Source organism: Paraburkholderia kirstenboschensis (assembly GCF_032806925.1).
Taxonomy (GTDB): Bacteria; Pseudomonadota; Gammaproteobacteria; order Burkholderiales; family Burkholderiaceae; genus Paraburkholderia; species Paraburkholderia kirstenboschensis.
On the sequence record NZ_CP136513.1, the window covers coordinates 1,015,327 to 1,026,943 of the forward strand.

Annotated in this window: 12 protein-coding genes; 11 read left to right on the forward strand and 1 reads right to left on the reverse strand. The window is 63.5% G+C overall.

All coding sequences use genetic code 11. From position 1 onward, the window contains the following. The first annotated feature begins 1 nt into the window (after window position 1). The 6 genes from RW095_RS27335 to RW095_RS27360 all read left to right on the forward strand — a co-directional run bounded on the left by RW095_RS27335 (window position 2) and on the right by RW095_RS27360 (window position 5,545). Complete coding sequence (locus RW095_RS27335) at window positions 2-328, forward strand: YbaB/EbfC family nucleoid-associated protein (RefSeq protein ID WP_006048866.1); 327 nt, start codon at window positions 2-4, stop codon at window positions 326-328. A 312-nt stretch (window positions 329-640) separates the two neighbouring features. Further along, window positions 641-1,237 carry a recombination mediator RecR gene (recR, locus tag RW095_RS27340; RefSeq protein ID WP_201701493.1) on the forward strand — a complete coding sequence of 199 codons (597 nt, stop codon included), beginning with the start codon at window positions 641-643 and terminating at the stop codon, window positions 1,235-1,237. Window positions 1,238-1,307: 70 nt separating this feature from the next. Further along, window positions 1,308-2,585: a CaiB/BaiF CoA transferase family protein gene (locus tag RW095_RS27345; RefSeq protein ID WP_317021927.1), complete on the forward strand. Its 1,278-nt coding sequence runs from the start codon at window positions 1,308-1,310 to the stop codon at window positions 2,583-2,585. A gap of 135 nt (window positions 2,586-2,720) precedes the next feature. Then, complete coding sequence (locus tag RW095_RS27350; protein WP_317021928.1) at window positions 2,721-3,758, forward strand: ABC transporter substrate-binding protein; 1,038 nt, start codon at window positions 2,721-2,723, stop codon at window positions 3,756-3,758. A 92-nt stretch (window positions 3,759-3,850) separates the two neighbouring features. Beyond that, the gene (locus tag RW095_RS27355) at window positions 3,851-4,663 is read left to right on the forward strand and encodes an ABC transporter ATP-binding protein (RefSeq protein WP_128590803.1); all 813 of its coding nucleotides are present in this window, start codon (window positions 3,851-3,853) and stop codon (window positions 4,661-4,663) included. Between the two features lie 57 nt (window positions 4,664-4,720). After that, entirely contained in the window at window positions 4,721-5,545 is an 825-nt protein-coding gene (locus RW095_RS27360; protein WP_128590801.1) for an ABC transporter permease, read from the forward strand. Window positions 5,546-5,673: 128 nt separating this feature from the next. Here the strand turns inward: RW095_RS27360 and RW095_RS27365 are convergent, their stop codons facing one another. Continuing rightward, window positions 5,674-6,648, reverse strand: a complete 975-nt coding sequence (locus tag RW095_RS27365; protein ID WP_317021929.1) for an NADPH:quinone oxidoreductase family protein — start codon at window positions 6,646-6,648, stop codon at window positions 5,674-5,676. A 208-nt stretch (window positions 6,649-6,856) separates the two neighbouring features. Between RW095_RS27365 and surE the strand changes: the two genes are divergently transcribed. From surE to RW095_RS27390, 5 genes are read left to right on the forward strand one after another with little or no spacing between them, the layout of a single operon-like run. Continuing rightward, complete coding sequence (gene surE / locus RW095_RS27370) at window positions 6,857-7,615, forward strand: 5'/3'-nucleotidase SurE (protein ID WP_317021930.1); 759 nt, start codon at window positions 6,857-6,859, stop codon at window positions 7,613-7,615. Next, window positions 7,612-8,736, forward strand: a complete 1,125-nt coding sequence (locus RW095_RS27375; RefSeq protein WP_317021931.1) for a protein-L-isoaspartate(D-aspartate) O-methyltransferase — start codon at window positions 7,612-7,614, stop codon at window positions 8,734-8,736. The genes surE and RW095_RS27375 overlap by 4 nt, the downstream gene beginning before the upstream one ends. Before the next feature lie 5 nt (window positions 8,737-8,741). Further along, window positions 8,742-9,680, forward strand: a complete 939-nt coding sequence (locus RW095_RS27380; RefSeq protein WP_317022697.1) for a peptidoglycan DD-metalloendopeptidase family protein — start codon at window positions 8,742-8,744, stop codon at window positions 9,678-9,680. 11 nt (window positions 9,681-9,691) lie between these two features. Next, window positions 9,692-10,771 (forward strand): RNA polymerase sigma factor RpoS, encoded by a 1,080-nt coding sequence (gene rpoS / locus RW095_RS27385; protein WP_128590902.1) that lies wholly within the window; start codon window positions 9,692-9,694, stop codon window positions 10,769-10,771. A 4-nt stretch (window positions 10,772-10,775) separates the two neighbouring features. Continuing rightward, window positions 10,776-11,552 carry a 3'-5' exonuclease gene (locus RW095_RS27390; protein ID WP_317021932.1) on the forward strand — a complete coding sequence of 259 codons (777 nt, stop codon included), beginning with the start codon at window positions 10,776-10,778 and terminating at the stop codon, window positions 11,550-11,552. Window positions 11,553-11,617: the final 65 nt, after the last annotated feature.

Consider the following 11,617-nt stretch of genomic DNA (forward strand, 5'->3'; position numbering starts at 1 on the left):
CATGATGAAAGGTCAACTCGCCGGGCTGATGAAACAAGCCCAGCAGATGCAGGAAAACATGAAGAAGATGCAGGAGCAGCTCGCTCAGATCGAAGTCGAGGGGCAGTCGGGCGCCGGTCTCGTGAAGGTGACGATGACCTGCAAGAACGACGTGCGCCGCGTGTCGATCGATCCGAGCCTGCTCGCCGACGACAAGGACATGCTGGAAGACCTCGTCGCCGCTGCGTTCAACGACGCCGTGCGCAAGGCCGAAGCCACCGCCCAGGAAAAAATGGGCGGCATGACCTCGGGCCTGCCGCTGCCCCCGGGCTTCAAGCTGCCGTTCTGAGAGTGACGCCGCACGCCGGAGCGGGCGCGAACGCTTAGCTAACGCGGCGTGTGAGCGACAAGCGTCGCGCGTGACGGCTGTGCGTCGCAAGCACCGAGTTCGCATTCGAGCCGACCGTTCCGCGCCGCGCGAGTGCGGCGTGGCGCGCACTTTGCGGCCGGCATGTCGACGGCCGCCGACTGTGCGATGCAAACGCGCTTGCGCGATCCATCCGCAGGCGGGCAAAGTCTGGCAGAGTCTGAAGAACCGCTACACGCCGAACCGCATCACAAACCCGCCTGCTTTGGCATACCCACCTCGACGCCGATTCGCATGAAACAACCTTCCGCCTTGTCGGCGCTCGTCGAAGCGCTGCGCACGCTGCCCGGAGTCGGGCCAAAGTCCGCGCAACGCATGGCGTACCACCTGATGCAGCACGACCGCGACGGCGCCGAAAAACTCGGCCGCGCGTTGCTGTTCGCGACCGAGCATCTGCAGCACTGCGAGAAGTGCAATACCTTCACCGAAGCGCAGATCTGCGAAGTGTGCCTGGATCCCGAGCGCGATCCGACGCTGCTGTGCGTCGTCGAAACGCCAGCCGACCAGATCATGCTCGAACAGACCATGACGTACCGCGGTCTCTACTTCGTGCTGATGGGCCGTCTGAGTCCTCTCGACGGCATCGGCCCGAAGGAGATACATTTCGACCGACTGGTCAGGCGAGCGTCGGACGGCGTCGTGAAAGAAGTCGTGCTGGCAACCAATTTCACCAACGAAGGCGAAGCGACAGCGCATTACCTCGGGCAGACGCTCAAGGCGCGCGGCCTCGCCGTCACGCGCCTCGCGCGCGGCGTGCCGGTGGGCGGCGAACTCGAATACGTCGACGCCGGCACGATCGCCCGCGCAATGCTCGACCGCCGCTCGATGTAGCGACACCGCGCGCCGCAGCCCCGTGCAAGCGGCGCCGCCGCCGCAAATACAGAACAGAACGAAGGAGACTATGAGCGCAACTCCCGAATCAGGCGTCAACGAGGCGAAAGAGGCGAAAGAGGCGAAAGAGGCGAAAGAGGCGCCGCAAAGCCAATCAGGCCCGCTTGCCGGCGTGAAGGTGCTGGAACTCGGCACGCTGATCGCGGGACCGTTTGCCGCCCGCTTTCTCGGCGAGTTCGGCGCGGACGTGATCAAGATCGAAGACCCCAAAGGCGGCGATCCGCTGCGCAAATGGCGTAAGCTTTATCCGGAAGTCGGCGGCACCTCTTTGTGGTGGGCCGTGCAGGCGCGCAACAAGAAATCCGTCACGATCAATCTGAAGGCCGAGGAGGGCAAGGAGATCGTGCGGCGTCTCGCGCGCGAAGCGGATATCGTCGTCGAAAATTTCCGGCCTGGTCTGCTTGAGAAACTTGGGCTCGGTTATGACGTGCTGTCGGCGGAAAACCCCGGGCTCGTGATGGTGCGCTTGTCCGGCTACGGCCAGAGCGGACCGTATCGCGACCGGCCCGGCTTCGGCGCGATCGCGGAGTCGATGGGCGGCTTGCGGCATATCACCGGCTATCCCGATTTGCCGCCGCCGCGCATCGGCATCTCGATAGGCGATTCGATCGCGGCGCTGCACGGTGTGATCGGCGCGCTGATGGCGCTGCATCACAAGCAGGTGAACGGCGGCAAGGGGCAGGTCGTCGACGTCGCGCTGTACGAGGCCGTCTTCAACATGATGGAAAGCGTGGTGCCCGAATACGGCGTCTATGGCATGGTGCGCGAGCGCACCGGCGCGTCGCTGCCGGGCATCGTGCCGTCCAATACCTATCCTTGCCGCGACGGCAGCATTGTGATCGGCGGCAATAGCGATCCGATCTTCAGGCGCCTGATGATCGCGATCGAACGCGAAGACCTCGCGAACGATCCCGCTCTCGCGCATAACGACGGCCGCGTGCCGCGCACGCAGGAAATCGACGCTGCGATTGCCGCGTGGCTCGCCACGCGCACGATTGACGAAGCGCTCGCGGTGCTCAACGCAGCAGATGTGCCGGTGGGCCGCATCTACAGCGTGGCCGATATGTTCACCGATCCGCAGTACATGGCGCGCCAGATGATCCAGCGCTTCAAGTGGCAGGACGGCCGCGAGATCACGCTGCCGGCGGTCACGCCGAAGCTCTCGGAGACGCCCGGCGAAACGCGCTGGCTCGGCCCCGAACTGGGTGAACATACGGATGAAGTCCTGCAATCGCTAGGTTATGATGCAGACCACATCGCAAGGTTGCACGCGCAACAAATTGTGTGAGCACCGTGCGTGACCCGCGCATTTGGGCTGGGCATGTGAGCCACGCAGATGAGCAACGCATGCGAGCCACGCCCGCTGCGCCGGACAAATAAAATCGCAAGACCAGATTTTGCAAGAGCCTCGGAGACAACGAACATGCATCGCAGAAGCTTCCTCGCCGGTACCGCCGCGCTTGCTGGCGCCACGCTGACGGCCACACCGCTCGCTTTCGGACAGAGCAAACTGGAAACCACGAAGGTGGCCATTGCTGTCGGCGGAAAAAACCTCTTCTACTATTTGCCGCTCACGATTGCCGAGCGCCGCAATTACTTCAAGGACGAAGGACTCGACGTCGAGATCTCCGACTTCGCCGGCGGCTCGCAAGCGTTGAAGGCGGCGGTGGGCGGCAGCGCCGATGTCGTCTCCGGCGCGTTCGAACACACGTTGCTGCTGCAGGCGCAGAAGCAGTCGTTCCGCGAATTCGTATTGCAGGGACGCGCGCCGCAGATCGTGCTCGCGGTGTCGAAGAAGACCATGCCGAACTACAAGTCGATCGCCGATCTGAAGGGCAAGAAAATCGGCGTGACGGCGCCGGGATCGTCGACTTCGATCATGGCGAGTTTCGTGTTGGCCAAGGGCGGGCTGACTGCGAAAGACGTCGCGTTCATCGGCGTCGGCGCGGGCGCCGGCGCAATCGCGGCGCTGCAGTCCGGGCAGATCGACGCGCTCGCCAATCTCGACCCGGTGATGACCAAACTTGAACGTACCGGCGAGATTCGCGTCGTCTCCGATACGCGCACGCTCGCCGACACGCGCAGCGTGTTCGGCGGCGACATGCCGGCAGGGTGCCTGTACGCATCGCAAAGTTTCATCACGAAAAATCCGAACACCACGCAGGCGCTGACCAACGCGATGGTGCGCGCGCTCAAGTGGCTGCAGACCGCGACCGGCACCGAACTCATCAACACGGTGCCCGAAGGCTATTTGCTCGGAGATCGCGCGGTCTATCTGGACGCATGGCAGCACGTGAAGGAAGCGATGTCGCCAGATGGCCTGATGCCCGCCGACGGCCCGGCGACGGCGCTCAAGACCTTGCAGGCGTTCGATCCGGCGGTGCAGGGCAAGCCGATCGACGTGTCGAAGACGTGGACGAACGACTTCGTCAAGAAAGCGCTGACCACGGTGAAGGCCTAAGGTCGCCCGTCATAGCGGAACGTAGCGTAACGTGACGCCACGCTCGACGCGTGGCGTCCCACTTCAAACCGATCCACGAACAGAGTCGAACGATGACCGTTGCAGCCCTGGCGCTCGAAAACATCACTTGCACGTTCGCTGCGCGCGACAACCGCGCGCAGCGATACACGGCGGTCAAGGACACCACGTTGAGAATCGCGCCGGGCGAGTTCGTCTCCGTAGTGGGCCCGACCGGCTGCGGTAAATCCACGTTGCTGAACGTCGGCGCCGGTCTGCTCGGGCCGTCGTCGGGCACGGTCAGCGTATTCGGCGAGCCGTTGAAGGGCATCAACCGGCGCGCGGGTTACATGTTTCAGGCCGATGCATTGATGCCGTGGCGCTCTGCTATCGACAACGTGCTCGCGGGCCTCGCGTTTCACGGCGTGCCGCCAGCCGAGGCGCGCGACAAGGCGGATGAATGGCTCAAGCGCGTAGGCCTCGGCGGCTTCGGCGACCGCTATCCGCACCAGTTGTCGGGCGGCATGCGCAAGCGCGTGGCGATGGCGCAGACGCTGATTCTCGATCCGGACATCATCCTGATGGACGAACCGTTTTCAGCGCTCGATATCCAGACGCGTCAGCTGATGGAAAACGAGTTGCTCGACCTGTGGGCGGCCAAACGCAAAGCGGTGCTCTTCATCACGCACGACCTCGACGAGGCGATCGCGATGTCCGACCGCGTGGTCGTTCTGTCGGCGGGGCCGGGCACGCATCCTATCGGCGAATTCACGATCGACTTGCCGCGTCCGCGCGACGTCGCGGAAATCCGCTCGCATCCGCGCTTCGTCGAACTGCACGCGCAGATCTGGAGCGTGCTGCGCGACGAGGTGCTCAAGGGCTATCAGCAACAACTGACCGCCGTGTAATGACTGTTCGCGCGCGTCACGTTTTACGTCTATCAATCGTCTAAGGCAAACCGAGTCATGTGGAAGACGTTGCGCCCTAATCGGGCGAATCTGGTGATCTGGCAATGGCTGCTGCTCGTGCTGTGCTTCGTGCTCTGGTACGTGCTGACGAGCCCGACGCTCTTGCCGGCGTTTTATTTCGACGACCCGAACAAGGCAGCGTTCTTCTTCGGCGAACCGCAAAAAGTGCTGCTGCGGATCTGGGAGTGGTTCACGACCGGCGAGATTTATCTGCACCTGTGGATCACGCTGCTCGAGACCGTGCTCGCGTTTGCGCTCGGCACGGCGCTGGGACTTGGCGTCGGTTTGTGGCTTGCGCTCTCGCCGCTCGCGAGCGCGCTGTTCGATCCGTATATCAAGGCCGCGAACTCGATGCCGCGCGTGATTCTCGCGCCGATCTTCGGCGTGTGGTTCGGTCTCGGCATCTGGTCGAAGGTCGCGTTGGGCGTCACGCTGGTGTTCTTCATCGTGTTCTTCAACGTGTATCAAGGCGTGAAGGAAGTGAGCCCGGTCGTGCTCGCCAACGCGCGCATGCTCGGCGCGAACGGCAAGCAACTGCTGCGTTTCGTCTATTTGCCGAGCGCAATGAGCTGGGTGTTTTCGAGCTTGCATACGTCGGTGGGGCTGGCGTTCGTCGGCTCGGTGGTGGGCGAGTATCTCGGCTCGGCGCGCGGCGTCGGCTACTTGATTCTGCAAGCCGAAGGCACCTTCGACATCAACACGGTGTTCGCCGGCATTCTGGTGCTGACCGCGTTCGCGCTGGTTCTCGACGCGATCGTCGGCGTGGGGGAGAGGCATCTGATGAAGTGGCAGCCGAAGACCGGCGATACCGAAAAGCTTTAGGAATCGCAAACGCCGTGCAAGAGAAAAGCAGCGTGTGAGTTGAAAAGCCACACGCTGCTTTTATTTTGCCGAACGCCCCGTGACGGGCTGCGGGCCGCAGCCGTACCGTAGCCACGCGCGCGCCTCAGTCATGGCGTAATCACCACCTTGCCGATCACGCGGCGCTCGGCCATATCGCGCAGCGCGCGCCCCGTTTCTTCGAGCGGGTAGCGCGCCGACACGTAAGGTTTGAGCTTGCCTTCGCCTATCCAGCCGATCATCTGTTCGAAGGCGGCGTGATTGCGCTCCGGCTCGCGCTTCGCGAAATCTCCCCAGAACACACCGACCACGCTTGCGCCTTTGAGCAGCGTCAGATTGAGCGGCAGCTTCGGGATCTCGCCGTTCGCAAAACCCACCACCAGATAACGCCCGCGCCAACCGATGCTGCGAAACGCCGGCTCGGTATACGCACCGCCGACCGGATCGTAGATCACGTCCGGACCGTGGCCTTCGGTGAGTGCTTTGATGCGCTCGCGCAAGTCTTCGGTGCTGTAGTTGATCGTCGCATCCGCGCCATGCTCTGTGCATATAGCGAGCTTTTCGTCGCTCGAAGCGGCCGCGATCACGCGAGCGCCGAGCGCCTTGCCGATTTCGACAGCCGCAAGGCCGACACCGCCTGCCGCGCCGAGCACGAGCATCGTCTCGCCAGCTTGCAACGCGGCGCGATCCGCGACCGCATGGTGCGAGGTGCCATACGCGAGCGTGAACGCCGCGGCCAGTTCGAGGTCGACGCCGTCCGCGAGCGGAACGCATGCCGAGGCGCTCGCGACGGCCTGCTCCGCGAAGCCGCCAGAACCGGTGAACGCGACCACGCGCGAGCCGGGCACGAACTGCGTGACGCCCGCGCCGAGCGTACGCACGATTCCCGCGACCTCGGAGCCGGGCGTAAAGGGCAGCGGCGGTTTGAATTGATACTTGTTCTCGATGATCAGCACATCGGGAAAGTTGACGGCGGCGGCCTTCACGTCGATCACGACCTGGCCGGTCTCAGGCAGAAGGTCCGGCAGGTTCTCTACGGCAAGGCTCTCGGGCGGCCCGTACTGGTTGCAGCGTATCGCGCGCATCGTGTCTCCATTCGGTCAGGGTTCGCAGTCGCTTCGAGTGTAAAGCATCCGTACGACCGTACGTTTATCTCCTTTGGCCGAGCGCGGCTCGCGTTGCCGCAAGCCGCATGCATCTGTATCGCGAGGCCGGCACCCCGGCTTAGCGTGGCGCGCGCAACACGCCTGCCGTGTCGTTCGCGCGCCTTCTTTCCTCGGTTACAATCGCCGCATGCGAATTCTACTCAGCAACGACGACGGTTATCTGGCGCCCGGGCTTGGCGCGCTTTACGACGCGCTCAACCCGCTTGCGGACGTGACCGTGATGGCGCCCGAACAGAACTGCAGCGGCGCATCCAATTCCCTGACGTTGTCGCGGCCGCTTTCGGTGCTGCGCTCGGCCAATGGTTTCTACTACGTGAACGGCACGCCTACCGATTCCGTGCACATCGCGCTGACGGGCATGCTCGACCACACGCCCGATCTCGTCGTGTCGGGTATCAACAACGGTCAGAACATGGGCGAGGACACGCTTTATTCGGGCACCGTCGCGGCGGCTACGGAAGGCATCATGTTCGGTGTGCCGGCCATCGCATTCTCGCTGGTCGACAAGGACTGGGTGCATCTCGAAGACGCGGTGCGCGTCGCCGCGGAAATCGTCGCGCACTATCTCGCGCATCCGCTGCCGGGGCATCCGCTCCTGAACGTCAATATTCCGAACCTGCCGTACGAGCAATTGCGCAACTGGCATATCACGCGTCTAGGCAAGCGGCACCCGTCGCAGCCGGTGATCCGCCAGACCAATCCGCGCGGCGAGCCGATCTACTGGATCGGACCGTCGGGCAGCGCGCGCGATGCAAGCGAAGGCACGGATTTCCACGCAGTCGCCAACGGCCATGTGTCGATCACGCCGCTGCAGCTGGATCTGACTCACACGCAAATGCTGCCGGCGGCGCGCGACTGGGCGCGCGCGGGCAGCGGCGCTTCATGACGAGCGAGCGCGCGAAGCGCTTTCCGCTCGGTCTCGAGGACCTGGTGCGCGAGCCGCGCCGGCCCGAAGGCCGTCCGGGCGAAGTGCGCGCCGCGGCGCTTGCCGCGAGCGCGGCACTCAATGCGCGGCAACAACCCGCGAAGAATCTGCAGCCCGGCGCGGCGGGCAAAGCGCCGTCAAAGCAAGGTCGAGCGCAGACGCCGGTCCCGGTAAAGTCGCCGGTCGGTGCACAAGCGAGGCCGCAAGTCATCACGCCGCCAAAGCCGCTTGCCGCGCCTGCAGCGAAAGCGCCGGCGAGGCCCGTCGTGCAGAGTGCGAGTGTGCGTCCGTCGTCTTCGGGCAGGACCGCTGCACTGGCGCCAGCGCCCGCGCGAACACCAGCCAAACCCGCTGCGCAGTTGGCGCCGTCGGCAAAACCCGCAACCCGGCCGGTGGAGCGCAGCGCCGCGCCGAACGTCGCTTTGAACGGCGCCATGGCGTTGACCTCGGAACGGGTTCGCGAACGCATGGTCGAACGCCTGCGTGCGAACGGCGTCACCGATCAGCGCGTGTTGAACGCAATGTCGGTCGTGCCGCGCCACATGTTCGTCGATCCGGGTCTCGCGGTTCAGGCCTACGAAGATGCCGCGCTGCCGATCGGGCATCACCAGACTATCTCGAAGCCGTCGGTGGTTGCGCGAATGATCGAACTCGCTGCGGCGGGCCGCGCGCTGACCAATGTGCTCGAGATCGGCACGGGTTGCGGCTATCAGGCGGCGGTGCTGAGCCAGGTTGCGCGCGAGGTGTATTCGATCGAACGGATCAAGCCGTTGTCCGAGCGCGCGAAGACAAACTTGCGTCCGCTGCGAATTCCGAACATCCGGCTGCACTATGGCGACGGGCGTTTGGGTCTGCCGTCGGCGGCGCCTTTCGACGCGATTCTGATTGCCGCCGCGGGCCTCGACGTACCGCAAGCATTACTTGAACAACTCGCGATCGGCGGCCGTCTGATCGCGCCGGTCGGCTCGCAGGAAGGTCAGAGCCAGGTACTGACGCTCGTCGAGCGTCTCGGACCGGCGCAGTGGCGCGAGTCGCGGCTTGATCGCGTTTTCTTTGTACCCTTAAAATCCGGAGTGATTTGACACCGATGAGTATGTTGCGCGCGATGCAAAGAACCAGCCTGAATGTCCCCATGTCCGTAACCCAGCGCAGCGTGTGCGTGCTCGCCTTGTCCCTGTTGATGACAGCCTGTGCATCCCGGCTCGATCAGGCGCCGGTCCTCGACCGCTCCGGCGGCAATGTGCTCGGCACACAGGCAGCGCAGCAGCCGCCAGTGCCGCTCGGGCCGCCGCCGCCGGGCTACTACCGCGTGAAGCCCGGCGACACGCTGTATCGGATCGCACTCGAGAATGGCCAGAACTACCGCGACATTTCCGCGTGGAACAATCTCACGAACCCGAATCAGATCGAGGTGGATCAACTGCTGCGTGTTGTACCGCCGGGCGCCAATGCCGCCGCGTCGACGCCCGGCGTGACCACCGCGCCCATCGGCAGCACCGGCGCAGTGCAGGGCGCGCCGCTGAACGGCACGTCGCCGTCCGCAGGTGGTGCGGCCGGCGTCGCCGCGCCGCCGATCTACGGTTCGACTGCGAACAACGCTGCGCTCACGCCACCGTCCAGTGCTGGTGCAGCGAGCGAATCGAGCGCCGGTGCATCCGGCAACGTGAACTTCTCATGGCCGGTGCGCGGTCCGCTGCTCGGTACGTTTAACGATTCGACAAACAAAGGTGTCAATATTGGCGGCGCGGCGGGCGACGCGGTAAAGGCCTCCGCCGACGGCCGTGTGGTTTATGCCGGAAATGGGCTGCGTGGTTACGGCAATCTCATTATCATCAAGCATGATGCAACTTATCTCACCGCGTATGCACACAACCGCTCTTTGATGGTAAAAGAGGGGGACGCGGTAACGAAAGGGCAGAAAATCGCCGAAATGGGTAACAGCGATTCAGACCGCGTCATGTTGCATTTCGAAGTTCGCCGACAGGGTAAACCTGTCGACCCACTGAAGTATTTGCCGCCGCAATAAGCGATACGACCATGCCGAAATCGAAGCGCCGCCTGCCGCAAGCCGAATCTGAAACGATCAGCGATGCCACGTCCGCTTCGGTGGACCAAAGCGGCGCTTCCGAAGCGGAAGAAGAGACGGCGGACGAGCGCGAACTCGACGACCGTCAAAGCGCGGAAGAAGGCGGCGACGCGCGCGAAGGCGCGACCGAGGTCGTGCCCGACGCCGACGATTTCCGCGCGCTGCTGCAGGCCGAGCTTACGGCCGACACGATCCAGCATTATCTGAATCGCATCAGCGTAAAGCCGCTCCTCACTGTCGAAGAGGAGCAGAAGTACTCCCGTCTTGCGAAGGCGGGTGAGTTCGAGGCACGGCAGGTGATGATCGAGCGCAATCTGCGGCTTGTCGTCAGCATCGCTAAGGGTTATCTGAACCGCGGCGTGCCGCTGCTCGATCTGATCGAAGAGGGCAACCTCGGCCTGATGCACGCCATCGAAAAATTCGATCCCACGCGCGGCTTCCGGTTTTCCACTTATGCGACCTGGTGGATACGACAGAGCATCGAGCGCGCGATCATGAACCAGGCGCGCACCGTGCGCTTGCCGGTGCACGTGATTCGCGAACTCAATCAGGTGTTGCGTGCGAAGCGCCATCTGGAAAAAAATTCAATGAATTCGGGTGAAGCAGCCGAGCGCCGCGACGCTAGCATCGACGACATCGCGTATCTGACTGGTAAGACCACTGACGAAGTCACCGACATTCTTGCGCTCAACGAGCACACGGCGTCGCTCGACGCGCCGCTCGATCTCGATCCGGCCAGCAGTCTGCTCGATCTGTTGTCCGACGACCAGAGCCAGTCGCCGGACGCCGAGGTCCAGCATCGCGAACTGGAAACGCTCACGCGCGCGTGGCTTGCGCGTTTGTCGGACAAGCACCGTCATGTGATCGAACGCCGGTTCGGCCTGAATCATATCGAGCCCGCCACGCTCGAAGAGTTGGCCGATGAAATGGGCCTCACGCGCGAGCGTGTGCGCCAGATCCAACAGGAAGCGCTCGTGCGGCTGAAGCGCTTTTTCGCCTCCAACGGCGTTCGGAAAGACGCCGTTCTCTAACCTGATGACACCGATTCTTGTTTTCGACATCGAGACGATTCCCGATGTCGCCGGCATCCGCCGTCTCGAAGATTTGCCCGCCTCGATGAGCGACCCCGAAGTCGCCGAGCACGCGTTTGCCGCCCGTCGCGACAAGACCGGCAGCGATTTTCTGCCGCATCATCTGCAACGGATCGCCGCGATTTCCTGCGTGTTCCGCGATAACAACGGTTTTCGCGTGCGCTCGCTCGGCACACTGGAAGACGGCGAAGCGGCGCTCGTGCAGTCGTTTTATCGCGTGATCGAGAAGTACACGCCGCAGCTCGTGTCGTGGAACGGCGGCGGCTTCGACTTGCCGGTGCTGAACTATCGCGCGCTCGTCAACGGGATACCCGCCTACCGGTTCTGGGATCTCGGCGAGGACGACCGCGAGTTCAAGTGGAACAACTACATTAGCCGTTATCACGCGCGCCACACCGATCTGATGGACGTGCTCGCGATGTACCAGGCGCGCGCCAATGCGCCGCTCGACGCGCTGGCGAAAATGTGCGGTTTTCCCGGCAAGATGGGCATGGACGGCAGCCAGGTGTGGCACGCGTATCAGGAAGGGCGGATAGAGGAAATCCGCAATTACTGCGAGACCGACGTCGTGAATACGTATCTGCTCTATTGCCGCTTCCAACTCATTCGCGGCGCATTTTCCGCGGCTGAATACGCCGACGAGATCAATCTGGTCAAGAACGCGCTGGCGCTCGAAACGGCGCCGCAATGGGCGGAGTATCTGGCGGCGTTCGATCAGTAGCGGTGCAGGCGGTGGTGGAGATACGCGTGGGGCGAAGGCGTCGCCCGGCGCTTCGTCTACAATCT